This window comes from Pseudomonas sp. B40(2017), assembly GCF_002112855.1.
GTDB lineage: Bacteria > Pseudomonadota > Gammaproteobacteria > Pseudomonadales > Pseudomonadaceae > Aquipseudomonas > Aquipseudomonas pharyngis.
The window spans coordinates 371,843-397,985 of record NZ_NEIT01000001.1 but is presented as its reverse complement, the minus strand read 5'-3'; the positions used below and the strand labels follow the sequence as shown (position 1 = coordinate 397,985).

At 60.2% G+C, this 26,143-nt stretch carries 26 protein-coding genes; 22 read left to right on the top strand and 4 right to left on the bottom strand.

The features are described 5' to 3' along the window. The first annotated feature begins 35 nt into the window (after positions 1–35). The 10 genes from CAF76_RS01725 to CAF76_RS01680 all read left to right on the top strand — a co-directional run bounded on the left by CAF76_RS01725 (position 36) and on the right by CAF76_RS01680 (position 6,755). Positions 36–683 carry a hypothetical protein gene (locus CAF76_RS01725; RefSeq protein ID WP_085646593.1) on the top strand — a complete coding sequence of 216 codons (648 nt, stop codon included), beginning with the start codon at positions 36–38 and terminating at the stop codon, positions 681–683. Further along, positions 683–1,111 (top strand): phage holin family protein, encoded by a 429-nt coding sequence (locus CAF76_RS01720; RefSeq protein ID WP_085646592.1) that lies wholly within the window; start codon positions 683–685, stop codon positions 1,109–1,111. The genes CAF76_RS01725 and CAF76_RS01720 overlap by 1 nt, the downstream gene beginning before the upstream one ends. Further along, the gene (locus tag CAF76_RS01715) at positions 1,108–1,929 is read left to right on the top strand and encodes a DUF3618 domain-containing protein (RefSeq protein WP_085646591.1); all 822 of its coding nucleotides are present in this window, start codon (positions 1,108–1,110) and stop codon (positions 1,927–1,929) included. The genes CAF76_RS01720 and CAF76_RS01715 overlap by 4 nt, the downstream gene beginning before the upstream one ends. Before the next feature lie 134 nt (positions 1,930–2,063). Continuing rightward, positions 2,064–2,312 carry a hypothetical protein gene (locus CAF76_RS01710; protein WP_170844925.1) on the top strand — a complete coding sequence of 83 codons (249 nt, stop codon included), beginning with the start codon at positions 2,064–2,066 and terminating at the stop codon, positions 2,310–2,312. Between the two features lie 13 nt (positions 2,313–2,325). Next, positions 2,326–2,841: a CinA family protein gene (locus tag CAF76_RS01705; protein WP_085646590.1), complete on the top strand. Its 516-nt coding sequence runs from the start codon at positions 2,326–2,328 to the stop codon at positions 2,839–2,841. Next, positions 2,831–3,349 (top strand): hypothetical protein, encoded by a 519-nt coding sequence (locus CAF76_RS01700; protein ID WP_085646589.1) that lies wholly within the window; start codon positions 2,831–2,833, stop codon positions 3,347–3,349. The genes CAF76_RS01705 and CAF76_RS01700 overlap by 11 nt, the downstream gene beginning before the upstream one ends. A 7-nt stretch (positions 3,350–3,356) precedes the next feature. Further along, complete coding sequence (locus tag CAF76_RS01695; RefSeq protein WP_039768514.1) at positions 3,357–3,803, top strand: DUF421 domain-containing protein; 447 nt, start codon at positions 3,357–3,359, stop codon at positions 3,801–3,803. 154 nt (positions 3,804–3,957) lie between these two features. Then, a complete protein-coding gene (locus CAF76_RS01690) occupies positions 3,958–4,842 on the top strand; it encodes a manganese catalase family protein (protein WP_064596678.1) in 885 nt (294 codons plus the stop codon). A 61-nt stretch (positions 4,843–4,903) separates the two neighbouring features. After that, positions 4,904–5,833, top strand: a complete 930-nt coding sequence (locus CAF76_RS01685; protein WP_085646588.1) for a ZIP family metal transporter — start codon at positions 4,904–4,906, stop codon at positions 5,831–5,833. A 34-nt stretch (positions 5,834–5,867) separates the two neighbouring features. After that, positions 5,868–6,755, top strand: coding sequence for an alpha/beta fold hydrolase (locus tag CAF76_RS01680; protein ID WP_256579578.1), 888 nt, complete (start codon positions 5,868–5,870; stop codon positions 6,753–6,755). 107 nt (positions 6,756–6,862) lie between these two features. Here the strand turns inward: CAF76_RS01680 and CAF76_RS01675 are convergent, their stop codons facing one another. The 3 genes from CAF76_RS01675 to CAF76_RS01665 form a co-directional block, all read right to left on the bottom strand. Beyond that, positions 6,863–7,786 (bottom strand): bestrophin family protein, encoded by a 924-nt coding sequence (locus CAF76_RS01675; RefSeq protein ID WP_256579587.1) that lies wholly within the window; start codon positions 7,784–7,786, stop codon positions 6,863–6,865. A 151-nt stretch (positions 7,787–7,937) separates the two neighbouring features. After that, positions 7,938–9,248, bottom strand: coding sequence for an NTP/NDP exchange transporter (locus CAF76_RS01670; RefSeq protein ID WP_085646585.1), 1,311 nt, complete (start codon positions 9,246–9,248; stop codon positions 7,938–7,940). A 58-nt stretch (positions 9,249–9,306) separates the two neighbouring features. After that, on the bottom strand, positions 9,307–10,353 hold the full coding sequence (locus CAF76_RS01665; RefSeq protein ID WP_085646584.1) for an SDR family oxidoreductase: 1,047 nt from the start codon (positions 10,351–10,353) through the stop codon (positions 9,307–9,309). Positions 10,354–10,498: 145 nt separating this feature from the next. Here CAF76_RS01665 and CAF76_RS01660 point away from each other — a divergent pair, with 145 nt between their 5' ends. Further along, positions 10,499–11,431 (top strand): LysR family transcriptional regulator, encoded by a 933-nt coding sequence (locus CAF76_RS01660; protein ID WP_085646583.1) that lies wholly within the window; start codon positions 10,499–10,501, stop codon positions 11,429–11,431. Between the two features lie 232 nt (positions 11,432–11,663). Here the strand turns inward: CAF76_RS01660 and CAF76_RS01655 are convergent, their stop codons facing one another. Then, positions 11,664–12,515, bottom strand: a complete 852-nt coding sequence (locus tag CAF76_RS01655; RefSeq protein ID WP_064596666.1) for a LysR substrate-binding domain-containing protein — start codon at positions 12,513–12,515, stop codon at positions 11,664–11,666. Between the two features lie 241 nt (positions 12,516–12,756). Here CAF76_RS01655 and CAF76_RS01650 point away from each other — a divergent pair, with 241 nt between their 5' ends. From CAF76_RS01650 to CAF76_RS01600, 11 genes are all read left to right on the top strand, one after another. Next, positions 12,757–13,599, top strand: coding sequence for a transporter substrate-binding domain-containing protein (locus CAF76_RS01650; protein ID WP_085646582.1), 843 nt, complete (start codon positions 12,757–12,759; stop codon positions 13,597–13,599). A gap of 65 nt (positions 13,600–13,664) precedes the next feature. Next, complete coding sequence (locus CAF76_RS01645) at positions 13,665–14,516, top strand: transporter substrate-binding domain-containing protein (RefSeq protein WP_064596663.1); 852 nt, start codon at positions 13,665–13,667, stop codon at positions 14,514–14,516. Continuing rightward, the gene (locus tag CAF76_RS01640; RefSeq protein ID WP_085646581.1) at positions 14,513–15,937 is read left to right on the top strand and encodes an FAD-binding oxidoreductase; all 1,425 of its coding nucleotides are present in this window, start codon (positions 14,513–14,515) and stop codon (positions 15,935–15,937) included. The genes CAF76_RS01645 and CAF76_RS01640 overlap by 4 nt, the downstream gene beginning before the upstream one ends. Then, on the top strand, positions 15,934–17,145 hold the full coding sequence (locus CAF76_RS01635) for an aminotransferase class I/II-fold pyridoxal phosphate-dependent enzyme (protein ID WP_085646580.1): 1,212 nt from the start codon (positions 15,934–15,936) through the stop codon (positions 17,143–17,145). The genes CAF76_RS01640 and CAF76_RS01635 overlap by 4 nt, the downstream gene beginning before the upstream one ends. After that, positions 17,142–17,876, top strand: a complete 735-nt coding sequence (locus tag CAF76_RS01630; protein WP_064596656.1) for an amino acid ABC transporter permease — start codon at positions 17,142–17,144, stop codon at positions 17,874–17,876. Before CAF76_RS01635 ends, CAF76_RS01630 begins: the two co-directional genes overlap by 4 nt. Then, on the top strand, positions 17,866–18,654 hold the full coding sequence (locus CAF76_RS01625; RefSeq protein ID WP_085646579.1) for an amino acid ABC transporter permease: 789 nt from the start codon (positions 17,866–17,868) through the stop codon (positions 18,652–18,654). Before CAF76_RS01630 ends, CAF76_RS01625 begins: the two co-directional genes overlap by 11 nt. Beyond that, positions 18,641–19,477: an amino acid ABC transporter ATP-binding protein gene (locus CAF76_RS01620; protein WP_085646578.1), complete on the top strand. Its 837-nt coding sequence runs from the start codon at positions 18,641–18,643 to the stop codon at positions 19,475–19,477. Before CAF76_RS01625 ends, CAF76_RS01620 begins: the two co-directional genes overlap by 14 nt. 16 nt (positions 19,478–19,493) lie before the next feature. Next, positions 19,494–20,090, top strand: a complete 597-nt coding sequence (locus tag CAF76_RS01615) for a cysteine dioxygenase (protein WP_085646577.1) — start codon at positions 19,494–19,496, stop codon at positions 20,088–20,090. Then, a complete protein-coding gene (locus CAF76_RS01610; protein ID WP_085646576.1) occupies positions 20,087–20,743 on the top strand; it encodes a glutathione binding-like protein in 657 nt (218 codons plus the stop codon). The genes CAF76_RS01615 and CAF76_RS01610 overlap by 4 nt, the downstream gene beginning before the upstream one ends. 21 nt (positions 20,744–20,764) lie before the next feature. After that, on the top strand, positions 20,765–23,533 hold the full coding sequence (metC, locus tag CAF76_RS01605) for a cystathionine beta-lyase (protein WP_085646575.1): 2,769 nt from the start codon (positions 20,765–20,767) through the stop codon (positions 23,531–23,533). 488 nt (positions 23,534–24,021) lie between these two features. Continuing rightward, on the top strand, positions 24,022–26,076 hold the full coding sequence (locus CAF76_RS01600; protein ID WP_085646858.1) for an ATP-binding cassette domain-containing protein: 2,055 nt from the start codon (positions 24,022–24,024) through the stop codon (positions 26,074–26,076). The last annotated feature ends 67 nt before the right edge of the window (positions 26,077–26,143 follow it).

The following is a 26,143-nucleotide window of genomic DNA, read 5'->3' as shown; positions in this document are numbered from 1 at the left end:
CCCGATTACGTTTTCAGTAGAAAGCGAGGGACGAAATGAATACGTCAGACAGCAGGGCCGGAGCCTCATCAGGGGCCCCGGACGATGGCAAACCTCAGAATTTTCAACACTTGAAGGAGGACGTTACCCAGGCGCTGGGTGGTGCCAGACAACAGGCAGATGCGCAATTCGGTGAGTATCGCGATACCGCAGCCGATCAGATTGAAGCATTGGCCCAGGGGGCAAAAAGTTTCATCTCCGAGATCGAAGACAAGGACACCCTGGGCATGTCCGATTACCTGACCGACATGGCAGAGTCCATGACCGGCCTGGCGGGAAACCTTCGGGGAAAGAGTGCCGAACAGTTGTTGCACGACGCAGCCGACCTGGCACGCAGTAATCCGGGCTTGTTCATTGCCGGCAGCATCGCGCTGGGTTTCGGCTTGTCGCGGTTTCTAAAGGCTGGCAGTGCTGCCGCCGCGACCGTCACCGCAAGTCACGACCCGGCGGCGGGCACCTCGACACCGCCGACCGCAGGATTTGGAGCGCATCGTCCTTACGAGACTTCCGCTCCATCGCCATCCGATCCGACCCCCGGATTGGCTACCGGCATCACACCGAGTTCGCCGAATGAAACCGACCATCCCACGGACTTTGCTGAAGCCGCGACGCCCGCTTCGCCAAGCACGAAAGGAGCACTGTGATGAACAGAGACGATTCAGAACTGCCGGGTTCAAGACCGTTGACCCAACCCGAAGACGCGTCGGTGGTTGGCCTGCTGCGTCAATTATCCCGAGAAGTACCTGCTTTGTTCAGCAAGGAAATCGCTCTTGCCAAAGTTGAGCTTCAATCCAGCCTCAACACGTTGAAGGCTGGTATCGCTGCGGTGGCGGGTGGAGCGATTGTGTTCCTGGCGGGCTTCATCATCCTGCTGATGTCGGCAGTCTACGGTTTGAGCCTGTTCATGGCACCGTGGCTGGCGGCTCTCATCGTTGGTGTTGTGGTGATGATCATCGGCTTCGCCATGTTGCAGACAGGCAAAAAACAATTCGAACCGTCCCACTTCAAACCCGACCGGACGCTGGACGCTTTGAATAAAGATCAGGAAGCGCTGCGGAGGAAAGTCTCATGAACAGTGAACTGGAAATCGAATCCGAAAAAAGCCCTGAGCAGATCGAGCGCGAGATCGATGCGCAGCGCGCCAGCATCGGCAACATCGTCGACAAGCTCGAAAGCAAGTTCACCCCCGGTCAGATGATTGATCAGGCGTGGGGCATGATGCAGAGCAATGGATCGACGTTCATCAGCAATCTCGGCACCAGTGTGCGCAACAATCCGGTTCCTGCGGTGCTGACTTCGATCGGGCTGCTGTGGATGATGATGAGTCAGAACCGCCCGCCCGTGCCGCAACCGGTATATCGCACAGGGCCGGATCAGGACAGAGCAGGGGAGTGGGCAGATGGCCTGGCTGAAGGGCTCGACAGTGCGCGCGATGGCCTGCACCACACGGCCGATTCTCTGAAAGAGGGATACCAATCCTTGAAAACCAAGGCCAGTCACCTTGGCGATAACGTCGGCGCCGCCGGCGAAAATCTCAGCAATGCCGTGCACGATGCCGGCGACCGGTTGAGTCGCAGTACCCAGGTATTGGGGCAGCAGTTTAATCAAGTGCTCAGAGAGCAGCCGCTGGTCGTGGCGGCGGCGGGTATCGCATTGGGTGCGCTCATTGGCGCCGCGCTGCCTGCTACGTCGACTGAACAGCGCTATATGGGTCGTACCAGTGCGGGCTTGGTCGACAAGGTCAAGAAGCAGGCGCAAGAAGGCTACGAGGCGGTGCGTGACACCGTTACAAAAACGACGGAGCAAGCCGACGCAGCAGCAAGGACTGACCCGCCGCAGAACTCTGTGCCGGCCAGCGCCGATCTCTCTCGAGGGTTAGGAACTTCTTGAAGTCGCAAAAAAAACGTGAGGCCTGCACCAGGCCTCCCGTTTTTGACCGCTTTGCGAATGGCTGTTTTTCGTCAGACCTATTGAACCTAATTCGAAAACTGTTGCTCAACCGGGAAATGTTTGGGGTGGGTGAAATGAATGCTTTCAAGAATCAACTGACGCTTGAGCAGGAATCCAAATTGAAAGCCCTGGATGCCTGGCATCGTGCGCTGGAGAATCGAGCGCTACGCATGGAATGTCCCGATGCCTATCACGAGGAGCTATTGCGCCAGTCTGATGAGATGCATCGGTTGGGTATGTTGACCGATACCGAATGGCGTGACCTGCGAAGGGGGGCAGATGCAGCCTATCTGCGTGCCGTCGCCGGCGAGGATTATCACTGAGGTCATTCAGCTCATGTCTATTGCCGACGACACTGTTCACTACCTGCGCGCCAATGGTTTGGTGCTCACCACAGCGGAGTCGTGTACCGCCGGTAAAATTGTGACGCTGTTATCCGAGGTCGAGGGTAGTGGCGAGTTTATCGAGTGCGGGTACGTGGTGTATTCGCCTCAGGCGAAACAACGCCTCCTGCATGTCAAACCGCAGACCATCGAAACGTTCAACCTCACCAGCGTGGAAGTCGCGCGTGAAATGGCAATGGGCGCATTGCGCGACAGTACCGCCAACGTTGCCGTTGCTACAACGGGCATTCTCGGCCCGGACGATGTAGACGGTATCCCGGCTGGCACGATCTGCTTTGCTTGGGCATATCAGATAGCTGATGAGTGTCACGTGTTCAGTCACCAGCATCGCTTCTGCGGCGGACGCTGTGAAGTACAGAAATACGCCACCGAGCATGCGTTGCAGTACTTGACGCGTTTCCATCAGCGAGTTCTGCAAGGTGAGAAAGGTGAGCCCGATGAGCGATGAACGAGACCATCCCCACTTGCGCAGCCGGAATTATCCAATACGCGAGGACATGGCCTATCAGTTGAAAGTCTGGCGCTTCGAGCGTGTTGGCTGGTACGTGTTGGTGTTAGTGGTGGTACTGGGGCTGGTCGGGGTGTTTTCCAGAGGTTTGGTCAGCTCCCGAGATGTGCGCAGCGACGACGGCAAGATCAGGGTGGAATATGAAATGTTCCATCGCAATGGATCCACCAACCCCATGAAAATCACTGTAACCGCGAAGCCCGACTCGGCGGTGGAACTGGAGTTGGCAGATCAGTTGCTTGAAGGGTTCAGTATCGAAACGCTGCAACCTGAACCTTTGCGCTCAAGAAGCTCTTCACAGGGCATCAGGTTTTGGCTGCACACCGATCTCAACGGTCTGGCGACGCTGTACATCACCCTGCGTGGAGATGGCCTCGGCCTTTTCCGAAGTCAAATCGCTTCTCCAGGCACCAGCGGCGTAAGGCTGGAACAGTTCGTTTTTCCCTAGGTGATTTATGGATTCGGTACTACGTGCGGGTGCGATGTATCTGGCGCTTATGGTGCTTTTCAAAATCGCTGGGCGGCGCTCCTTGGCGGAGCTGACCACATTCGATTTCGTTCTGTTGTTGATGATTGGTGAGGCGACTCAGCAAGCGCTGCTGGGCGATGATTTTTCACTGACCAACTCGATGATTGTCATCGTTACGCTCGTCGCCATCGATGTTGGCTTGTCCCTGCTCAAGCAGCGCTCGGGGTGGATCTCGCGACTGATTGATGGTGAGCCGACCATCATCGTCGAGAACGGAAAACTTCTCCACGAACGCCTCCGTCGAGCGCGATTGCTGGAAGCGGACGTAATGGAGGCAGCACGTTCCAGCCAGGGTATTGAGAAGCTTGAAGAGATCAAGTTCGCCATCCTTGAGCGCAACGGCAAGATCTCCGTTATTGCACAGGAAGACTGAGTCGCGGGTTTCGAACAGCCAAGCAGCACCCGTTGGTCGACAGGGCAGAAGGTTTTTGAAATTAACTCCGGCGCATTTGCTTCAGATGAATGTGGGTTGGCATTCGGTCTATTGCCGAGTGAACGGCAGCCCTGGTTCACCTGAGGAGAATGTCATGTTCCTACATAACAAACGACTTCAATACACCGTGCGCGTTGCACAGCCCAATCCGGGGTTGGCCAATCTTCTACTGGAACAATTCGGGGGAGCCCAAGGGGAACTCGCCGCAGCTTCACGCTACTTCACACAGGCGTTGGCCGAAGATGATCCAGGCAGAAAGGATCTCCTTATGGATATTGCCACCGAGGAGCTCAGCCACCTTGAGATCGTCGGGTCGATTATCGTGATGTTGAACAAGGGCGCCAAAGGGCAAATGGCCGAAGGTGTCGAGGAAGAGGGCGAGTTGTATCGCGCCATCAACGGGGCCGGCAACGATTCCCACATCACAAGTCTGTTGTACGGAGCGGGTGCTCCCTTGACCAACTCGGCAGGCGTTCCCTGGTCGGCGGCTTACGTCGATACCATCGGCGAACCGACTGCAGACATGCGCTCCAATATCGCCGCTGAGGCCAGGGCGAAGATCGTCTACGAGCGTTTGATGAATGTCACAGATGATCCGGGTGTAAAGGAAGCCCTCGGATTTCTGATGACCCGTGAAATCGCCCATCAACTGTCTTTCGAAAAAGCACTGCACGCCATCCAGCCTAATTTCCCTCAGGGCAAACTGCCGGGTATGCCTGAATTCACCAACGTTTACTTCAACATGTCTCAGGGCGAAGGCAGCACCCGCGGGCCGTGGAACGAAGGGGAGGACTGGGAGTTCGTAGAGAATCCAGCGCCGGCGGTGGATGGAGGCGAGGGCACCGCGACTGTGCAATTGAGCGCCGAGGATGAAGCGCTGCTCATGGACATGAAAGCCAGGACGATGTCCGACCCAGACAGCAATCCGATCACGGGTGCGGACCTGGGGGCGGGTGTGCAAGGCGAACCACAACCTTAACGACGCGACCGCACGCCAAAAGGCGTGCGGTTTTTCCAACTCAAGAAAACAGGAGGGTGCGATGTCCGAGCCGTTGACCTCATCTGGCGCAACACTTCGCTCACGGTTTGTTCGGCTCTCAAAATCCGGATGGGGCGGGCTAGCCTTCTGGTCAATTCTGATTGGCGTGACGCTTTGCTTGCTGATCAGCGGGTACGGCGCCTTCGTCGGCGCCAACAAACAAAATCTGCACTTTGCATTTCTCGGCGGCATGTCAGGCTTCGCTGCGACGGCCATAGGTGCGGTGGCAGCGATTGCGTTACGCGATATCGCCGCCAGAACGCAGGACATCATGCTCGGCTTCGCCGCCGGAATGATGCTGGCCGCCAGTTCGTTTTCGCTCATTCTTCCGGGCATCGAAGCCGCCCAGGCGCTGTACGGTAACCAGTTGCTCGCAGCCTGCGTCGTCGTCGCAGGATTGGGATTGGGGGTAGCGCTGATGATCGGTCTGGATCGCTTCGTGCCTCACGAACATGAGAAAAGCGGTCGCCGTGGGCCCGAGGCGCAGCGCATCAATCGTGTATGGCTGTTTGTCCTGGCAATCACGCTGCATAACTTGCCGGAGGGGATGGCCATTGGAGTGAGCTTTGCCAATGGCGATATGAAGGTGGGATTGCCGCTCACCACTGCCATCGCCATTCAAGACATTCCCGAAGGCCTGGCGGTGGCGCTTGCGTTACGCGTGACCGGGATTTCAGCGCTTCGCGCTGCGCTTATTGCGGTGGGCTCAGGGTTGATGGAACCCATTGGCGCGATCGTCGGCTTGGGGATTTCGAGCAGCTTCGCATTGGGATATCCCATAGCGCTCGGTCTCGCGGCGGGCGCGATGATTTTTGTGGTGTCCCATGAGGTCATTCCCGAGACCCATCGCAATGGTCATGAGACACCTGCAACCTTGGGGTTGATGCTCGGTTTCGGGGTCATGATGTTCCTCGATACGGCTTTGGGTTGACCCTTTATTTCCCATCCATCATTGGACGGCTTGGTTGAAGAAACTGGAAGGAAAAAATCCGACGGTAGACGTCGCGATCCCACCTGCACTGCCTTTCAATTACGTGCAGCAAGGAGAAATCATGACAACGCACAGGCTGACAACGAAGGGCTTGCAGTTGAACGTTTCGATCTGCGGTCAAGGCTCTCCGCTGCTTTTGCTCAATGGTTTGGGTGGTTTGATTCGTACCTTCGATCCGCTGCGCAATGAACTTGACGACTTCATGACCATCACGCTGGACGTGCCCGGAGTCGGCAAGTCGCAAATGCCCCGTTGGCCCTTTCGCCTGCCACGCCATGCCGACGTGATTGCCGGGATGCTTGAGCAATTGGGGATCGACCAGGTCGATGTGTTCGGTGTGAGTTGGGGAGGTGCATTGGCTCAGGAATTCGCTCTTCGTTACCCGAGCAGGGTACGCAGGCTGATCCTCGCGGCGACCTCTCCCGGTCCATTGCTGCTGATGAAGCCTGCAGACGTTATGGATTTTTTCCGCAAGAGTAAAAACACCAACATGCACCAGCAAGAAAGATCCAGAAATTCAGTTCAGGCGCTGCTGCGGTTCGGTGTGATGAAAGGCATGCTCTCTGTTAATCCGCGAACCTACTATTTCCAGCTCGCAGCCTTGATTGGATGGACAAGCCTGCTTCGCTTGTCCCGGCTGCTTCAACGCACGCTGATTCTTGCCGGCGACCGCGATCCGTTAATACAGGCGTACAACGGCCATATCCTGCGCCGCACAATTGGACGTTCAGAACTTCGCCTTCTGAAGGGTGAGGGACATTTCTTTGTGGTGACCAGCGCTAGACGAACTGCCGTCCTGGTCCGCGAATTTCTTTGCCGCCATTACGACGATGAAGAGAAGGCGCCGAGGATCACAAACTGAAACACCAAGGCTGGCCTGGAGCGCACACGCCCGTCTCATCAATAGTCGCTCTGCACCTGATAAAGAAAAGGGGAGCCCCGCTATCACACTGCTGCTGAAGCAGCGCCTCACGAGTGCTCCTCAAGCCTGCGCACATCCCCCAACGAATCACGTTGCATCGACTGCAAGTTCTTTTCAATGGTTTCGCACAGTGCTTCCATTTGAATCTGGTGTTCGCTGTGGCGAAACGGGCTTTGCAGATCGGTGCCGATGCGTTCGATGGCCAGCAGCATGAATCCCACCACGGTCGACGCCAGCGGCGTGAACCAGCCCAGGGATTCGACCAGTCCCACCGGTACGATCAAACAGAACAGCGAAATAAACAGCCGCGGAAAATAGACGTAAGGGTAGGGCAGCGGGGTATTGGCGATCCGCTCCATGCCGCCCTGACTGTTGGACAGGTCGACCAGCGTCGACTCAAGCCGCGCCAGGCGAATACTGTCCAGATGCCCGGCCTTGTATTCCTTGGCGAGCAAAGTCGCGGAGCCGGTGAGGATATCGTTGGCAAAGTTATTGGTCGTGCCACTGCGGGCGAACTCTTCGGCGGGAATAAACGCCCGCACCTCGTCAGGACAAGGCTGACCTTGCAGATGCGCGGCGAGGCAGTTCACATACGCGACGTGGCGGCGCAGCAGAGTGGATTTGACCGGATTCACCTCGCCGCCGACGTCGTCCAGCAGCGTCAGCACCTGCCGGGCGAAGCTGCGGGAGTTGTTGATCATCGCCCCCCACAACGTTCGCGCTTCCCACCAGCGGTTGTAGGCGCTGCTGTTGCGAAAACTGATCAATACGATCAACGCCGAACCCAGCAAGGTCAGCGGCATCAGCGGCAGGTTCAGCTTGGCGTTGAGAAACAGCATGAAGTCGACGGTGACGGCGATGTCCCACAGCAGCAACCAGAACAGAGACCAGCCCACGTAGCCCAGGGTCTTGATGATCAGGCGATATTTTTTGACGATGGCAGCTTTCAAACGGAACCTCGTGGCGAGCAGTTTGCTTAAACGCTTAAGCTCGGACGACGCCTGGCATCGGCAGTTCCCTGGTGAAGCAACCAACCGTCAGTCAATCTGCGAATGCAGAAGGGAACGGACAGAGCGACCGAGCAAAAAGTTGTTCGTCCGCTCTCTCAAAGACTCTTGAGCGCTAGGCGGGGGTTTGCCGCGCTGCCGACACACTGGATCGTCGGTCCGCCCGCTCGCCGAGCCGCCATCCCAGCAGCCCCCATAGCAGTGCACACAACGCGCCGACCAACGCGGCCATGCCTGCACCTTGGCCGAGCGCGTCCAGCGCGCTTTTCGCCCAGGCACTGATGGCGTCGCCGGCGCGGTAGACCACGGTGTCGATGACGTTCTTTGCCTTGTACTTGCTTTCGGCATCGAGCGGGGCAAACAGCATCTCCCGGCCTGGGCGAACGAGGGCGTACTCACCGATGCGGCGCACGATCATCAGCGCGGCGATCAGGCCAAAGCCGGGTGCGAAGATCAGTCCGATAAACCCCGCGCACATGACCAGCGGCACCATTGCCAGCAACACGCCGACACCTAGCTTTTGGGCGACGCGTCCAGTGATGAACAACTGACAGAGCAAGGCGCCCGCCTGCACGACAAAGTCGATGATGCCGAACACGCGCACCTGCGACTCGCGGTCCGGGAAGTGGTCGGCGACAACACGTGCCTGCTCGAAGTAGAGGAAAGTGGTGACCGTGGCCAGCAGCACCACAAAGCCACAGATGCCGAACAGATAAGGTGATTTCAAAATCGCCGTCATCCCACTGAAGGGATTGCCCGGCAACGGCCTGCGGGGGCTTTCGCTCGGCGCTGCACCTGGGCGTCCTGCGCCACCCCGATCACGCCAGCGCATCAACTTGCGCTTGAATAACATCGCAGTGCCCAGCAGAACAGCGGCCAGCAGCATCAGGCCGGACTCGCCCAGCGGACCGATCAGCAAGGCGCTCAGAGCAGGGCCACTCAGGCCACCCACGCTGGCGCCCGCCGCGATGAAAGCGAACAGGCGTTTGGCCTGGGCACTGTCGAATACATCGGCCATCAGGCTCCAGGCGACCGATACGACAAACAGGTTGTAGACCGATATCCAGACGTAAAACACTCGCGCCAGCCACGGGCTTTCCTCGCCCAGGAACAAGGCGGCGAACAACAGCAGGTTGGCGCAGAAAAATCCGTACACCCAGTCTACGAAATGCAGGCGCGGCACGCGTGTGCTGAGCCAGGCGAACAGCGGAACGGCCGCCAGCATGACGAAGAAGGTTGCGGTGAACAGCCACTGCAGGTTTTCGACGCCGGCAGTGATGCCCATCGATTCACGGATCGGACGAAGCATGAAATAGCCGGCGAACAGGCAAACGAATAGCACAAAGCCATTGAGCGCGGGGCGCAGCTCGTGAGCCTCGGCATTGATGATGGCGCTCGTGCGTTGGGCGAGAAGGGACATATCCATGTTGCGCTCCTGTAGGAGTGTCGAGGCAATAGCACGCGGCTTGCCCGTGCCGGGTTGGTCAGCGGTAGGTGATGCCGGTCAGTCGCTCGGACAGTTGCCACAGCGCGTCGGAATTCGAGCGATCGGCAGCGGCCGGAGGCATCTTGGCGAAGCCCAGCGGCCCGCGCTTCTCGTTATCACCGGTGGGCCCATAGTAGGCTCCGCCGACGGCCTCCGGCGCCGTCGCCGCATACAGTGTGGGCAGTGCGCCCTGCGCTGCGGAATGGTACATGTCCCGCTCTACAGCCCATTGTTTGCCGAATTCACTGTCCAGGCCAGGCCCTCGGGCGATCAGCTCGGTCACGGCAACGCCGGGGTGAGCGGCGATGCTGCGTATCCCCCAACCGGCGGCATCGCTGCGCTGCTGCAGCTCAATACTCCACTTGAGTACCGCCAGTTTCGATTGGCTGTAGGTGGTGAATGGGTCGTAAGCGCGCTCAGCCTGCAGGTCATCGAAGTTCAGGACGGCGCGCCCTGCGGCGATGCTCGACAGACTGACTACCCGACCATCGTCGCTTTTGCGTAGCAGAGGCATCAGCAGGCCGGTCAAGGCGAAATGCCCCAGGTAGTTGGTCGCCAGCTGCATCTCGTAGCCGTCGGCCGAAACGCCTCGAACAGGCGGCGACATGATGGCGGCGTTGTTGATGAGCACGTCGAGCCTTGGCAGACGCCCTTGCAGACGGTTGGCGAGGTCGCGCACGGATTGCAGATTGGCAAGATCCAGCGTTTCGAATTGCACGCGCGCCTCGGGCACGGCTTGCTTGATGTTTGCGATCGCTTCGCAGCCGCGCTCGGCGTTCCGTGCGGCGATGATCACCTCGGCACCGGCTCGCGTCAGGGCCAGCGCGTCTTCATAGCCCATGCCGCTGGTCCCTCCGGTCACCAGCACGATGCGGCCATTCTGGCTGGGCATGTCCTGGGTTGACCAGTCCGGCTTCGGCTCTGTTCGGGGAGTGGCTTGCGCAGCCAGTGTGCTGGCCAGCGCGGAAATGGCGAACAGCGTCCGGACGGCCTTGAGGATGCGTTGGGTTGCGGTAATGCTCGGCGTAACGGGTGAATGAACCATCGGGGAATTCTCATTCGCGTTGTAGGTTCCCGGTTTACGGGGCGAGCGAGCAGTATCGGTGTACGAGTGCGCGAGGATAAGTCGGACATTGGTGGATGGCCCGTACGGTATGGCGTACAGTCAACCGCCTGCGGAGGAATAATCCATGCGTAAGCCAAACCTTACCGATGTGTCGATATTTGCTGCGGTGGTCGAGGCAGGGGGATTTCGAGCTGCGGCGCAGAAGCGGGGTTTGTCCGCCTCGTCGCTGAGCGACTGCATACGTCGGCTGGAAGGCGACCTGGGCTTGCGCCTGCTCAATCGAACCACGCGCAGCGTCACGCCAACGGCGGCCGGCGAGCGATTGCTCGAGCGCCTGCGCCCGGCCTTGCAAGAAATCGACGCTGCTTTCAATGATCTGGACGACGACGCTCAGCGTCCGGTCGGCACGCTGAAGCTCAATGTGCCAGTGCCGGTGGCCCGCTTTTTGTTGCCCGACCTGCTGGCGCGTTTTCTGCGTCTTTATCCAGGGATCAACGTCGAAGTCGTCATGGACAATACATTTGTCGACGTCAACGCTGGCGGGTATGACGCCGGCGTGCGCTATGAAGAGAGCCTGGCCAGGGACATGATCGCCGTTCCCATCGGCCCACGTCGCCAGCGCTTCGTTGCGGCGGCTGCCCCGCGCTATCTGGCTGAACGTGGGACGCCTACTCAGCCCGAAGAACTGCCGGGCCATGACCTGCTCGGGCATCGATTCGAGAGTGGAAAAGTGGGCGTGTTTGAGTTCCACCGAGACGGCCGTGTGGTGCGTATCCCGCCTCAAGGACAATTGCTGACGTCATCCCACGATTTGAAAATCCAATCGGCCATCAACGGGCTGGGCATCGTGTATACCTTCGAGGATTTTCTGCGCGAGCCGCTATCCGATGGTCGACTGGTGCCGATTCTCGAGGACTGGTGGCAGGCCTTCGACGGTCCGTTTCTTTACTACCACGGGCGCCGTCACATGCCTTCGCCGCTCAGGGCGTTTGTAGATTTTCTGCGGGCCGAGCGGCAACTCGCAGAGAGCTCAAGCGTCTTCAGCGCCGTGTCGTAAGGCCTGCATCAACCGCAACCTGCGTGTCCGCTCAGGGTCAATCCGCCCCAACGAACACTGCAGCAACCCAAGGCCGTACCTCGGAGTGAGCCGTGGGCGTCCGGAAATCGGGTCACCAAGCGTTTTGCTGTCTGGATGCCGGCATCGGCCCATGGCGCCTCGTTCCGTTTCGGCAACGTTGTTTGACGGGGACGGGAAGAATCGCCGCGAGCACCCCGTGCATCGTCGGTATTCAATGCCCGCGGCTGCTGCGAATCAACTCATAGGCCCGGCGCACCAGCGGATTGATCGTATTGGAACGGATCCACAGGTAGTAGGTGACGTCCGGCAAGCGTGGCAAGCCATCGCTTTCCCCCAGTACCCGCATATCCGGGCCCAACATTTCCATGCTTCTGGCGGTGACGCCAAGACCTGCGCGCGTCGCCGCTTTGATGCCAATCAGGTTCGATGCGAGATAAGCCTGACGCCAGGGAATGTTGGCGCGCTCCAGGGCCTCCAGGGCATACCGTCGATAGATACTCGGTTCGTCGACCAGAATCAGCGGCAACGTCTCGCCCGGGTTATGAATGAACTGCGCAGAGCAAATCCACCATACCGGCGAGGTGCGCAACGCAAAACCTTCCAGATTGGGTGCTTCGCGGGTGGAGATCACCATGTCGATCTTGCCCCGTTGCAGATCGTCCATGAGAAACGGGCTGCGGCCGACATCGATCTCCAGGCGCAAGCGCGGAGCCGAACGCGCGATGTGGCTGAGGATCGGGGGCAGGATGGTGTCGGCGATGTCATGGGGCGAGCCGATACGCAGCACGCCGCTCAAGCTGCTTTCGCGCAGGGAGTTCAGCGCATCATCGTTGAGTGAAAGCATCTGCCGGGCATGGCGCAGCAACTGCTGTCCGGCTTCCGTCAGCTGCTTTTGCCGCCCGCGCTTTTCGAACAGGTTGACCCCGACCTGTTGTTCCAGGCGCTGCATGTGCTGAGTGACCGACGACTGGGTGCGGGCCAGTTGCACGCCGGCCTCGGCAAAACTGTGGTGATCGACCACGGCAATGAACGTGCGCAGCAATTCGAGATCGAGGATCGTCATAGGCAGGTTTTATATCAAAGGGACGAACTTAAACATTACATATCTTTATGCATTGGCAGGAAGTTTTTTCTCTCGATGTTCTCTTGAGTCAATAAACTCACGCTTATATGCGTTTGGTAAAAAAGTGACGGTGCCTGAGTTATAACGATATTAGATATTTGTATTTCCGTTATGCCGGTGCTGTCAGCAGGATGCCCACTCACTGGATCGGGGTTTGCCGATCAATCATGAGGGGAAATCCATGTCGTCCGATCGCGCGCCTTCAAAACGTTTTTTGCCCCTGATGCTGGGCGCCTTCATATCGCTGGCCGCCAGCACCGCTGCCCTGGCTGATGCGACGCTGGACAAGATCGAGCAACGTCATGTGCTGGTGGTCGGCGTGCTGTTGTCAGGTGGCCCCTTTGGCGGGATTGATCCTGCCACACAGAAACCGCGTGGTTTGAACGTCGAACTGGCCGAAGAACTGGGTCGGCGGCTAAGCGCCGAGGTGCAACTGGTGCCGGTATTGCCAGCCAACCGCGTGCAATTCCTGCAACAGGGCAAAGTGGATTTGCTGATCGCCAACATGGAATGGACGGCGGAGCGTGGTGAGATCCTCGGTTTTGTACCCACACCGTTTTATCGGGTTGGCGGTACTGCAGCCGTGCTGAAGGACAGCAAGATCGCTCGTTGGGAGGATTTGAAAGGGCAACCGGTCTGCACTTCCCAGGGCAGCAGCTACATCAAGCCGCTCACTGAATTGGGCGTCGAGTTGAAAGCTTTCAAAAGTTCATCGGAGTCCTTGTTGGCACTGCGTGGCAACAACTGCGTTGCGGCGGTTCATGACGCCACCCTGATCAATCCGTTAATCGCCGACAACGCCGAGTGGCGAGGCTACCGCGCCATCACCCCGGAGCTCAATCCGGCGCCTTCGGTGATCTGGACACGCCGTGGTGAAAACGACACTCAGGCCAGGCTCGACCCGATTGTGAAGGAACTGCACCGCAGCGGCTGGTTGATCGAAGCCCAGACTCGCAACCACATCACCCCCGCGTCACCGGCGCTGGTCGAACTGCAAAAACAGTTTCAAGCCAACGGGGCCTGAAATTCCTCCCTCAGAGTTTTCATCCGACCGTCGTGTCACTCGACGGTCGTTCAAGGTAGCCCTGCATGAAACGTCATTTTTCCGCTAAAGCCCTGACCACGTTTTGCCTCGGCGCCCTGGTTGCCATCGGCACCAGTGCCGTCCGGGCCGATGCCACGCTGGACAAGATTCGCCAACGCCACGAAATCAGCGTCGGGGTGATCCTCAGCGGCCCGCCGTTCGGCACCATAGATCCCAAGACCGGCGAGCATCTGGGTTACAACGTCGAACTCGCCAAGGGTGTAGCCAAGGCTCTGGGTGTGGAAGCGAAAACGGTGTCGGTGCTGGCGCCTAACCGGGTGCAGTTTCTGCAGCAAGGCAAGGTCGACATCCTGATCGCCAACATGCAGTTCACCGATGAGCGCGCGCAGATTCTCGACTATGTGCCGACGCCCTACGAGGAAGTGGGCGGGGCGGCGCTGATCCGCAAGGGCGCGGGCATCACTCGGTGGGCAGACCTGAAGGACAAGCCGGTGTGCGTGTCCCAGGGCAGCAACTTCATCAAACCGTTGCAGGAAACCTACGGTGCGCAGATCAAGGCGTTCCGCAGCCAGTCCGAATCGTTGCTGTCGCTGCGCGGCAACGGCTGCGTGGCGGCGGTGCACGTCAGCCCGACCATGCACGCCTTGCTCGGCGATGCCGAATGGGCCGGTTATGAAATTCCGCTGCCCAATGATCTGATTCCCTCCAACTCGGTGATCTGGCTGCGCAAGGGCGAGCACGACACTCAGGCGAAACTCGACGCCATCGTGCGCGATTGGCACCGCAGCGGCTGGCTGATTGCATTGGGCGAGCGCACCGGCATGGCGCCGTCCCAGGCCCTGCGTGATCTGCACGAGCAGTATCGCAACGCTCAACCGCTGGCGTCGCAGCCATGAGTGAGGTTTTGTTTGCGCAGTTGCAACAACTGCTGGGCGAGCGTCATGTGCAGCGCAGCGAAGAGGCGAGCGCTTTTCTGACTGACAAGCAGGGGCGCTACGTGGGCGCGGTGATCGCAGCCGTGCACCCCGGTAATACCGAAGAAGTCGCGGCAGTGGTGCGGGTTTGCGTCGCTGCCCGCGCTCCAATCGTGGTTCAGGGCGGCAACACAGGCCTGATGGGCGCGGCGACACCGGATGCCAGCGGGCATTCGGTGTTGCTGTTGCTCGATCGTTTGAATCGAGTGCGCGCAGTGGACACCGACAACGACACGCTGACCGTCGAGGCCGGCTGCATTCTGCAACACGTGCAACAGGTCGCCGAGGAAGCAGGGCGGCTGTTTCCCCTGAGTCTGGGGGCCGAGGGCAGTTGCACGATCGGCGGGAATCTGGGCACCAACGCCGGCGGCACGGCTGTCCTGCGTTATGGCAACACCCGTGAGCTGACCCTCGGGCTGGAAGTGGTGACGGCCGAGGGCGAGATCTGGCATGGCCTGCGTGGGTTGCGCAAGGACAATACCGGCTACGACTTGCGCGACTTGTACATCGGCAGCGAAGGCACCCTGGGCATCATCACTGCCGCAACCCTGAAATTGTTCCCGCTGCCCAAGGCGCAATCCACGGCCTTCCTCGCGTTCGATTCGCTGGCGCAAGCGGTAGCATTTCTCTCCCATGCCCGCTCCGGTTTCGGCGCCGGGCTTACCGCATTCGAGTTGCTCAACGCCGATTGCCTGGCGTTGCTGCGCGAGCAGTTTCCTGAAGCCCCGCAACCTTTTCTCGGCGCTGTACAGCCGTGGTTTGCGCTGCTCGAACTCTCCGACAATCGCGGTGAAGCACAAGCCCGCGAGGCCTTTGAAAGCGTGCTGGGCGAAGCCTTCGAGCAAGGCTTGCTGGCCAATGCACTGATTGCCGAAAGCCTGGCCCAAAGTCAGGCCCTGTGGTTGCTGCGGGAGAACATGAGCGAGGCGCAGAAGCGCGCCGGGCGCAATATGAAGCACGACATCTCGGTACCCATTTCCAGGGTCGTGGATTTCGTCGCCCACACCGATGCCCTGTTGCAGGTGCACTTTCCGGGCGTGCGGCACTTCACCTTCGGCCATCTGGGCGATGGCAACCTGCATTACAACGTCGCCCATCCGCTGCATTCGACCGTCGATGAACACATGGCCCATTACGCCGCGCTGAGTCTGCTGGTGCACGACAGCGCCCACGCCCATGGCGGCTCCATCAGCGCGGAACACGGGATCGGCCAGCGCAAGCGCGACATGCTGACTCGTTACAAAAGTCCGGTGGAGCTGGATCTGATGCGCCGTATCAAACAGGCGTTGGATCCGAACAACCTGCTCAATCCCGGCAAGGTCATTGAGGTGTCCCGCTCATGACGCTCCGTCTCTCCAGACGCGTGCAACGCGTCTCGCTGTCCGCCAACGCGGCAGCCAAATCCCGCGCGACCGAACTGCGTGACGGCGGTCGCGACATTCTCGACCTGACCACCGGCGAGCCGGATTTCGACACGCCCGAACACATCAAGCAGGCCGCTTGCGCAGCGATTGCCGCCGGCGCCACCAAATACACCCCGACGCCCGGCGTCAAAGGCTTGCGCCTGGCGGTGCAACGCAAGCTCGAGCGGGAAAACCACCTGAGCTATCCGCTGCCCTCGATTGTGATTGCCAACGGTGCCAAGCAGATCATCTTCAATGCCTTTGCTGCCACCCTCGACGACGGCGATCAAGTGCTGGTGCCGGTTCCGTACTGGCCGTCGTTTCCGGACAGCGTGCGGTTCAACGGTGGCGAGCCGGTGTTCATCGAATGCCCGCTGGAGCAAGGCTGCAAACTCACGGCTGCGCAGCTGGAGCAGCACATTGGCGAGCGTACCCGCTGGCTGATCCTCAACGGGCCGGGCAATCCCAGCGGCGCGGTTTATACCGAGGCAGAATTGCAAGCGATTGCCACCGTACTGAGGCGGCATCCGCAATTGCTGATCCTGCTGGATGAACTCTACGAACACATTCGTTTCGACGACCGTCCGGCGCTGAATCTGCTGAACGTTGCGCCAGATCTGCAAGAGCGTTGCCTGCTGGTCGGCGGTGTTTCGAAAACCTATGCCATGACCGGCTGGCGCGTCGGCTTCGGCGCCGGGCCGCAGGCGCTGACAACGGCCATGACCGTGGTGCAATCGCAATCCACATCCGGCGCATCGTCCGTTGGCCAGGCTGCTGCGCTGGCGGCGCTGGAGGGTGGCCTGGGGTTTCTGCCGCCGCAGGTCGAGGCCTATCAGTTGCGACGGGATTTGCTGCTCGACGCGCTGCGCCCGGTGGAGGGTCTGCAGGTGCTTGAGCCACAGGGCGGCTTCTTTGTGTTTGTCCGCTGCGCCGGCTTGATCGGCCGATATCGCCCTGACGGGCAGCGGATGAGCTGCGACGTCGATGTCGTCGACTATCTGCTGGAGGAGGGCGTTGCCGGTGTGGCGGGCAGTGCTTATGGTCTGTCGCCGTGGTTCCGCCTGTCCATCGCCACGGCCACTGACAATGTCGTTGAAGCGGGACGCCGAATCGCACGAGCCTGCGCGCAGCTACGGAGCGAGCCATGACTCACTGGCTGGAGCTTTTCGTTCACTGGACGGCGGGGCTGGGTCTGAACTACAGCTTTCTTCTGGACGCGTACCAGCGCGGCACACTCGGGCAAGGCGCACTTACCACCGCATTGCTGTGTGCGTTCACCATCGTCGGCAGTTTGTTGGCCGGTGTCGCACTGGCGGCGATGCTGACATCGGGCAAGTCGTGGCTGGCGACACCGGCCCGAATCTTTGTCGAAGTCACGCGCAACACGCCGACGCTGGTGCAGCTGTACTGCGCCTTCCTGGTGTTGAACATGCTGCTGACCCAGGCGGTGGGTGCGGCCAATCCGCTGACACCGTTTGCCTGGGTGGTGATCGTGATCTCCCTGCACAAGGGCGCGTTCCATGCCGAAGCCTTGCGCGCCGGCATCGAGGCGGTGCCTGCGGTGACACTGGAAGCGGCCAGTTCGCTGGCTTTCAGCAGCCGGCAGTTGTTGTGGAATGTGCAGCTCCCGCTGGCTCTGCGTTTTGCGCTGCCCTCGCTGATCAACAACCTGATCGACCTGGTGAAGATGACCGCCGTGGCGTCGGCCATTGCCGTGGGCGACATCACGTACGCGGCGATCATGATCTGGACCCAGAGTGACAACGTGCTGGAACTGATGATCCTGATCCTAAGTTTTTTCGGTCTGCTGAGCTTTATCGTCAATTGCGTGGGGCGCTACCTCGAAGCGCGCCTGAGGATGCCCGGTTATGGCCACTGAATCGACCGTCACTGCAATGACGGCCCTGCCGCGCCGACACCTCGGCAAGCTGTTGATAGTGGCGGGCATCGCACTGGCGCTGCTGTATTTCAGCGCGCAGAGCCCGGTGCTCAAGGCCTTGCTGCAATGGTCGCCGGCACTGGCGGCGGGCTTCGCGCAGAACATTCTGATCAGCCTGGTGGCCATCGGGCTGGGTTCGCTGCTGGGGTTGCTGGTAGGGGCTCTGGCCTTGTCGCCGTTGCGCCTGATGCGTCTGCCGGCGCAAATCTGGGTGCAGGTGTTTCGCAATGCACCGTGGCTGGTACTGATCTATTTCACCACCTACGTGTTTCCGTTCGAGATCCGTATTGCCGGCACTTACGTGGCGTTTCCGGACTGGGTCAAGGTCACCCTCGGCCTCGCACTGCCGGCCAGCGCCAACGTCGCGGAGATCTTTCGTGGTGCCGTGGCGTCGATCCCGGCCACGCAATGGGAAGCCGCTCGTTCGCTGGCTTTCACGCGGGGGCAGATCTTCCGCTCGATCATCCTGCCGCAGTGTTTCAAACGCATGCTGCCGCCGTGGATGAACCTGTACGCGGTGATCACCATGGGCACGGCGCTGGCTTCGCTGGTGGGCGTGCATGACGTGATCGATACCGCACAGATCGCCAGCAATACCGTGAACATGACCGGTTTTACCGTGGTGATCTACTTCAGCCTGCTCGCGCTGTTCTTCGTCTATTGCTACCCGATTTCCCGACTTACCCGACGCCTGGAGCGACGTTATGCCTTCTATTGAAACCGGCGGCGAACCGCTGGTCCGCCTGCGGGATTTGCACCTGTCATTCAGTGGCAACCCGGTACTCAAGGGCATCGATCTGGAGGTGCATCGCGGCCAGGCGGTGTCGATTATCGGCCCGTCGGGTTCCGGCAAGTCGACGATTCTGCGCTGCATCACCGGGTTGTTGCAGCCCCAGCGAGGCAGCATCCGGGTCGGCGCCACCGACGTCCACACCCTGACGCAGGAAGCGCAGCGCATCCAATTGCGCAAACGCGTGGGGTTCGTGTTCCAGCAGTACAACCTGTTCCCGCACCTCTCGGTGCTGGAAAACCTGGTGGTGGCGCCACGCAAGGTATTGGGGCGCAATCGGGTCGACGCCGAGAAAGACGCGCGCGCCTTGTTGGCCAAAGTGCGTCTGGAACACAAGGCCGATGCCTATCCCGGCCAACTGTCCGGCGGTCAGCAACAACGCGTGGCGATTGCCCGTGCCCTGGCGATGCGCCCGGAATTGATCCTGTTCGATGAAGTGACCTCGGCCCTCGATCCGGAAACGGTCGGCGAAGTGCTGACGGTGATTCGCGAACTGACCGAGGAAGGCATGACCTGTGTGCTGGTGACCCACGAGATGCGGTTTGCCGAGGAAATCAGCGATGTCGTCTATTTCACCGAAAACGGGGTCATCGTCGAGCACGGCAGCGCCGCGCAGATTTTCCAGCACCCCGTTAGCGAACGGACCCAGACCTTCTTGCGCCATGCCCTGGGCGATCCGGGGCGGCGCGCGGCGCTTGCCAATGATCCTTATCTGTTGACCAACCTCAGCCGTTACAGCCTGTCCGTCTGACCCCGAGGAGATATTAATGAGTACCGTGAACCGTGCCGATGTCATCGAGGACTTCCTGAAGAAAGTCCGCGTCATCCATCAACGGGGCGTCGACCGCGCTGCGCTGGACGAAATCGTCAGCCTGCTGGAAACGCTCGCCGAACGCCGCGACCTGTTCAACTTCGATGAATTCCCGGCGCCGGTGCCGGGGCAGGGCAGCACCGCGTCCCGCTATCGTCTCAACGATGACGGCGACACCCCGACGCTGTACCTGAACTCGCTGCTGCCGGGCAAAAGCACCATCCCCCACAACCACGAGACCTGGGCAATCATCAGTGCCATCGAAGGCCAGGAAATCAACTACGTCTATACCCGCAGCGATGAGGGCCGCGAGCCTGGTTTCACCACGTTGCATCTGCAAAAGGAAGTCATCGTGCAGCCCGGCACCTCGATCTCGTTTTTGGGTGAAGACTTGCACGGGATTCGTGTCGATGGCGAACAGCCGACCCTGCATTTCCATTTGTACGGCTTGCCGCTGGAATCCCTCAACGGGCGTTACGGCGTTGAGGCCGACGGGCGCATTCTCAACTACAACGCCTCGCAAATGGCGCCGTCGATCAAGGCCTACGCATGATCGATCTGTATTACTGGCCGACCGGCAACGGTTTGAAAATCGGCATTCTCCTGGAAGAACTGGGGCTGGAGTACCGCGTGCTGCCAGTCAACATCCGTGAGGGTGAACAGAAGCAGGCGGCATTCCAGCGCATCAGCGCCAACGGGCGGATTCCGGCGATTGTCGATCATGCGCCTCACGGCTTGATTGAACCGCTGAGCCTGTTCGAATCCGGTGCCATCCTCAATTATCTGGCCGACAAGGCCGGGCGATTCCTGCCCGCGGCGGGCACTGCCGAACGTCAGAAGGTGCAGGAATGGCTGTTCTGGCAAGTGGGGCACGTCACGCCATACCTGAGTCAGTTGCAGCTGTTCAAGGAGAAGGCGCCGCAACCGCAGGCGTTTGCCCTGGAACTGCTGGCGGGCGAGGCGGCGCGCTTGTACGGCGTGCTGGAGCGACGGTTGTCCGAAGTGCCCTGCGTGGCCGGTGATTATTCCATCGCCGACATGGCGATATTCCCGTGGATTCAGCCGCAGCGACAGGGGCAGGAACTGCAGGATTTTCCGCACATTCGGGCCTGGCGCGAACGCCTCAAGGCGCGCCCGGCCATTCAACGTGCGTATGCCAAGGGCCGCGACGTGGCGACCAGTGAACGCGCTCTGGCGCTTCAATAATTTTCTTTCGAGCGCAACCCCATGAGTCAGATCGTAACCCCAGCGCAATTGCAGCAGTGGCTGTTCGACGGGCAGGAAATTGCCCTGTTCGATGTGCGTGAACATGGCCAGTATGGCGAAGCCCATCCGTTCTTTGCCGTCAATCTGCCCTATAGCCGGCTGGAACTGGAGGTTCGGCGACTGGCGCCCAACTCTCAAGTGCGACTGGTGATTCATGACCAGAACGGCGGCGATGTTGCCACGCGTGCCGCGCGGCGCCTTCAGGCGTTGGGGTATGACCGCGTGCATATTCTTGAAGGCGGTGCCGATGGCTGGCAGGCCGCCGGTCATCAGTTGTTTGCCGGCGTGCATGTGCCATCCAAGGCATTTGGCGAATTGGTCGAAGAGGTCAATCACACGCCCCATGTCACCGCGCTACAACTGGCCGAATGGCAAACCCGAGGCGAGCCTCTGGTGCTGCTCGACGGCAGGCCGTTCGATGAATACTACAAAATGACCATTCCTGGTTCCGTGTGCTGCCCCAATGGCGAACTGGGGTATCGCATCCATGATTTGGTGCCTGACGAAGACACGCCGATCGTGATCAATTGCGCCGGTCGTACCCGCAGCATTATCGGTGCGCAGACCCTGATCAACCTCGGATTGAAGAACCCGGTGTATGCCTTGGAAAACGGCACACAAGGCTGGTATCTGGAGGACTTCGAGCTTGAGCACGGCAGCACCCGGCGTTATGCCGAGTCGGTGACCGCAGCGCCATTGACCACACAGCGCCTGGCGGCTGCCCGACTGGCCGAAAGAGCCGGCGCAGAGACAGTGACGGCTGCACAGGTCGAGCAATGGGCCGGCGATGCTGATCGCAGTCTGTTTTTGTGTGATGTGCGCACCGCCGAAGAGTTTGCCGCCGGCAGTCTGCCGGGCGCGCAACACACGCCAGGTGGTCAGTTGGTTCAATCGACCGATCTGTATGTCGGCGTGCGCCAGGCGCGACTGGTGCTGATCGACAGCGATGGTGTCCGCGCCCGGATTGTCGCGAGCTGGCTGCGTCAGGCGGGGCATGAAGCCTACGTGCTGGCAGGTGGTGTGAGCAGCACGCTGTCGCTACCGGAAAACGATGGGGTCGCCCACGAAGCATTGCCGCTGATCACGGCGCAGGCGCTTTCCGATGCACTGAAGGATGACGCCGTCGCGCTGATTGATCTGCGGCCGAGCATGACTTATCGCAAGGGCCACATTGCCGGGGCGCGCTGGTCGATTCGCTCCTTGCTCGCACAACACGTGGCGGGCGAGCAGCGGCCGCTGGTGCTGTTGGCCGAGGTTGCCCAACTGGCTGCGCTCGCCTCACAGGAACTGCCACAAGCTCAGCGCGCGCAGGTACGGCTTCTGGACGGCGGCCTTGATGCCTGGCGTGCGGCCGGTTTTGCTGTGCAGGAAAGTCCGGACGCGCTCTCTGATGAGCAATGCATTGATTTTCTATTCTTTACCCATGACCGCCACTCCGGCAACAAGGACGCAGCGCGTCAATACCTGACGTGGGAAATCGGTTTGCTGGCGCAGATGAACGCCGACGAAATCGCCAGTCTCAAACCGTTGCAGGTGCAGGCACGTCCGGGGTCGCACGTGCATACGCGGCTGGTGCATTCGGCACTGGCCCAGGGACCCGGTGGCCGCGCAGTCAATGTGCCGGTGACTCGCTTGAGCACGGTGTTGTTCGACAACCTGGCGCAAATGCGTGACGCCCGTGCTCGTCGTGATAGCGAGCGGGTGCTGAGTTATGGCGCGCGCGGCAATCCGACGGCGTTCGCCCTCGAAGACCTGGTCACCGAGCTGGAAGGTGGGTATCGCACGCGCTTGTACGGTACCGGGCTGGCAGCGATCGCACAGACGTTTCTTGCTTATCTGCGACCCGGTGACCATGTGCTGATCACCGACGCGGTATACGCGCCGGTGCGGCGCCTGGCACGGGAGTTTCTTCAGCCCTTCGGCATTGAAGTCAGCTATTTCGCGGCCGACGGCCGTGACCTGGAGGCCCGGCTGCAAGCCAATACCCGAATGGTCTACACCGAAGTGCCTGGCTCGTTGTTGTATGAACTGTGCGACTTGCCGGCCATGGCTGCCCTGTGCAAACCGCGAAGTATCCTGCTGGCTGTCGACAATACCTGGGGCTCCGGTTACCTGTACCGTCCCTTGGCGCTCGGTGCAGATATCTCGATCATGGCACTGACCAAATACCTGAGCGGCCACAGTGACGTGGTCATGGGCAGCGTCTGCACGACCGAAGACGCATGGCCCGCACTGGCGGCCATGAGCGACAGCTTTGGAACGACCGTCAGCCCTGACGACGCGTATCTGGTGCTGCGTGGCGCTCGAACGCTCGCGTCACGACTGCAAGTGCATGAGCGTCAGGCTCTGGAAGTCGCCCACTGGTTACAGGCACACCCGCAGGTGAAGCAGGTGTTTCATCCGGCCTTGCACGATCATCCCGGCCATGCCTTGTGGCGCCGGGACTTCACTGGCAGCAATGGCCTGCTGTCCTTTGAATTGCGTGAAACGGACGCCGCGTACGTGGAACGCTTCATCGATGCGCTGCAACTGTTCGGATTGGGGGCTTCCTGGGGCGGTTTTGAAAGTCTGATCACCGTGGCCGATACCGGCGATCGCGACAGTGCGGCGGATCGCTTATTGAATCCGGTGTTGCGCTTGCACGTTGGCCTGGAGGATGTCGCCGACTTGATTGAAGATCTGCAGCGCGGGTTTGCGGCTTTGGAGAGGGAACAAGGTCGTGCCGTTTGATGTTGGCTCACTCAGTGAGGGGGCTCTGAGGTAGCGTCTGCACAGGCGCGGAACACTCCATCAAAACCGGGCTGAGTCTGCTGCTGGACGTCAGCCCGTCGATGAGTCGATCAAGCGTTGACCGGCACGGCTTTGGGCCTGCGATACAGGATCGTTGTCGGTGTGCAGCACGTCCAGCCGTCGGCACGCAGCAATACCAGATCGCTTTGAAAAGCACCTCCGGAAACCCGGGCGGGAAGGCCTAAGCTCATTCCAAAAAGATATTTATTTAATCTTTTTAAGATCGTTTAGCTTTTAGCAAAGGAAACGTGCAGCGCCTCGCTTGCGGCGTTTGTTTTGCCTCAGGCCGACCCCGTTCGCGGTCGTTGTCTGAGGCTCCTGTCCATTTTTTCTACCCTGGTACGGCCACACATCAGGCCGTCAGCGGTTTGTTGCCCGGAGCCCTCGTGACACTTATTCAAACCTCTTTGGCAACGGTACAGGTCGACTTGCCTGAACGATTGGCCCCACCCATCGACGATAGCGCCGAGGAGGGCGATGTTGTCCTCGAACTGCGAGGCGTCACTAAAGCTTATCTGCGCAAAGGCGGGTCGCCGTTGCCGGCTGTCAACCATGTCAGCTTGAAGGTTCGACGCGGCGAAGTGCTGTGCCTGATGGGCACCTCCGGCAGCGGCAAATCGACCTTGCTTCGCCATATCAATCGTTTGATCGAACCCACCAGCGGTGAGGTCTTGATTGAAGGTCAGGCTATCAGCGGCCTGAGCCACAAAGCGTTGCGGGATTTGCGCTCGCGGCGAATCGGCATGGTGTTCCAGCATTTTGGTCTTTTGCCCCATCGCACGGTGCTGGACAACGTTGCGCTGCCTCTGGAGTTGCGCGGCGAATCCGAGGCCGTCCGGCACGCAGCGGCCACCCGACAGTTACAGGCGATGGGCCTGGAGGGATGGGGCGAGCATTATCCCCACGAGTTGTCCGGCGGTATGCAGCAACGGGTCGGACTTGCGCGGGCATTGGTAACTGATCCGGATATTCTCCTGATGGACGAGCCTTTCAGCGCACTGGATCCGACCATCCGGCGAGACCTGCAAAGCCACTTTCTGGCCTTGGTCCGCGAGCGCGGAATCACCACGTTGCTGGTCACCCACGATCCTGCCGAAGCGGTCCGTCTCGCTGACCGGATAGCGGTATTGCGCCAGGGGCGTCTGGTGCAGTCGGGCACCCCGAAACAGCTGCTCGAGACGCCGGCCGATGCTGAGGTCGCGGATTTTTTCCGCGATTGCCTTCCAGCCGCACCGGTATTGCACGATGCCGGTTGGCCGGTACGTCAGGTTCCCGAAACGGCACCGAAGCAGCAACCGGTTCAGCCGGGCTTGCGCGGCTGGCAAGCCCTGTTGCTCGGGCCGGCAGCGCTGGCGGCGCGGGGCCGAGGCGGGTTGTTCTGGCTCGGGTTCGCCGCAGAACTCGCGGCCCTGGCCACTGCGGTGCAAGGCATTGCGAGCGCATCCTGGATATCGGTCGTGGTGGGATTGGCCGTGCTGGCGGCCAGTCGTTTCATCGCGTATTCGCTGGGCCGTCAACCGGTGCGGCGCGCCGTTTCGAGTTGGGCGTTGCCGCTGGCGGTGCTGCTGGTCAGTCAGGCATTGGTGATCTGGCGCGTGTTGACGCCCGATACCACCCAGGCGTTCTTGCAGTTCCCGGCCAGCCGCCAGGCGCTGTTACTGACTGCACAGAGCGTGGATGACTTTATCGGTTGGTCACAGGTGACGTTCGAGAGCGCTTTTGTCGGCGTGATCGTTGCGGTTCGCACGGTCATTGAAGGGATCGAAACCCTGCTCGGTTGGCTGCCCTGGCCGGTTTGCGCGCTGGCGCTGGTATTGCTGGCCTGGCGCTCGGCGGGCCTGGCCCTGGCGCTCACCAGCAGCGCTGCGTTGTTGTATATCGGCCTGTTCGGGTTTTGGGAGCGGACAATTGCCACGCTGGCGCTGGTTGGTTCGTCGGTGCTGATCGCACTGGTGATCGGCGTACCCACCGGCATTCTGCTGGCGAAGCGGCCATTTGCCCGCAGGCTGCTCACGCCTTTGCTGGATGTCATGCAGACCCTGCCGACCTTTGTCTATCTGATTCCCGCTGTGGCGTTCTTTTCGGTGGGCAAGACCCCGGCGGTCATTGCGACGGTGATTTTTGCCCTGGCACCGATGATTCGTCTGACGTCCCTGGGCATTCAGGAAGTCCCGAAGGATGCCGTGGAAGCGGCAATCGCCCATGGAGCAACCCCTTGGCAAACCCTGGTGAAGGTGCAACTGCCGCTGGCGCGACGATCCCTGTTACTGGGGATCAATCAGACCATTGTCATGAGCCTGTCGATGGTGGTGGTTGCTGCCCTGATCGGCGCTGGAGGACTGGGTTACGACGTCATGACGGCGTTGCGCAATATCAAGGGCGGCGAGGGCGTGCTGGCCGGCGTGGCGATCGTGCTGTGTGCATTGATCCCCGATCGAATCATTCAATCGAGCTTGCGCAAGCAAGACCATCTGCATAACTGAACAGTGAGACTTATCGTGACAAAACATCTATTGCGTAACCTGAGTGCGGTTGCAGTGCTGGCTTCCC

Coding starts and splice junctions, on each gene's coding strand:
- CAF76_RS01725 (WP_085646593.1), top strand. CDS start 36: ATGAATACGTCAGACAGCAGGGCCGGAGCCTCATCAGGGGCCCCGGAC.
- CAF76_RS01720 (WP_085646592.1), top strand. CDS start 683: ATGAACAGAGACGATTCAGAACTGCCGGGTTCAAGACCGTTGACCCAA.
- CAF76_RS01715 (WP_085646591.1), top strand. CDS start 1,108: ATGAACAGTGAACTGGAAATCGAATCCGAAAAAAGCCCTGAGCAGATC.
- CAF76_RS01710 (WP_170844925.1), top strand. CDS start 2,064: ATGAATGCTTTCAAGAATCAACTGACGCTTGAGCAGGAATCCAAATTG.
- CAF76_RS01705 (WP_085646590.1), top strand. CDS start 2,326: ATGTCTATTGCCGACGACACTGTTCACTACCTGCGCGCCAATGGTTTG.
- CAF76_RS01700 (WP_085646589.1), top strand. CDS start 2,831: ATGAGCGATGAACGAGACCATCCCCACTTGCGCAGCCGGAATTATCCA.
- CAF76_RS01695 (WP_039768514.1), top strand. CDS start 3,357: ATGGATTCGGTACTACGTGCGGGTGCGATGTATCTGGCGCTTATGGTG.
- CAF76_RS01690 (WP_064596678.1), top strand. CDS start 3,958: ATGTTCCTACATAACAAACGACTTCAATACACCGTGCGCGTTGCACAG.
- CAF76_RS01685 (WP_085646588.1), top strand. CDS start 4,904: ATGTCCGAGCCGTTGACCTCATCTGGCGCAACACTTCGCTCACGGTTT.
- CAF76_RS01670 (WP_085646585.1), bottom strand. CDS start 9,248: ATGGATATGTCCCTTCTCGCCCAACGCACGAGCGCCATCATCAATGCC.
- CAF76_RS01665 (WP_085646584.1), bottom strand. CDS start 10,353: ATGGTTCATTCACCCGTTACGCCGAGCATTACCGCAACCCAACGCATC.
- CAF76_RS01660 (WP_085646583.1), top strand. CDS start 10,499: ATGCGTAAGCCAAACCTTACCGATGTGTCGATATTTGCTGCGGTGGTC.
- CAF76_RS01655 (WP_064596666.1), bottom strand. CDS start 12,515: ATGACGATCCTCGATCTCGAATTGCTGCGCACGTTCATTGCCGTGGTC.
- CAF76_RS01650 (WP_085646582.1), top strand. CDS start 12,757: ATGTCGTCCGATCGCGCGCCTTCAAAACGTTTTTTGCCCCTGATGCTG.
- CAF76_RS01645 (WP_064596663.1), top strand. CDS start 13,665: ATGAAACGTCATTTTTCCGCTAAAGCCCTGACCACGTTTTGCCTCGGC.
- CAF76_RS01640 (WP_085646581.1), top strand. CDS start 14,513: ATGAGTGAGGTTTTGTTTGCGCAGTTGCAACAACTGCTGGGCGAGCGT.
- CAF76_RS01635 (WP_085646580.1), top strand. CDS start 15,934: ATGACGCTCCGTCTCTCCAGACGCGTGCAACGCGTCTCGCTGTCCGCC.
- CAF76_RS01630 (WP_064596656.1), top strand. CDS start 17,142: ATGACTCACTGGCTGGAGCTTTTCGTTCACTGGACGGCGGGGCTGGGT.
- CAF76_RS01625 (WP_085646579.1), top strand. CDS start 17,866: ATGGCCACTGAATCGACCGTCACTGCAATGACGGCCCTGCCGCGCCGA.
- CAF76_RS01620 (WP_085646578.1), top strand. CDS start 18,641: ATGCCTTCTATTGAAACCGGCGGCGAACCGCTGGTCCGCCTGCGGGAT.
- CAF76_RS01615 (WP_085646577.1), top strand. CDS start 19,494: ATGAGTACCGTGAACCGTGCCGATGTCATCGAGGACTTCCTGAAGAAA.
- CAF76_RS01610 (WP_085646576.1), top strand. CDS start 20,087: ATGATCGATCTGTATTACTGGCCGACCGGCAACGGTTTGAAAATCGGC.
- metC (WP_085646575.1), top strand. CDS start 20,765: ATGAGTCAGATCGTAACCCCAGCGCAATTGCAGCAGTGGCTGTTCGAC.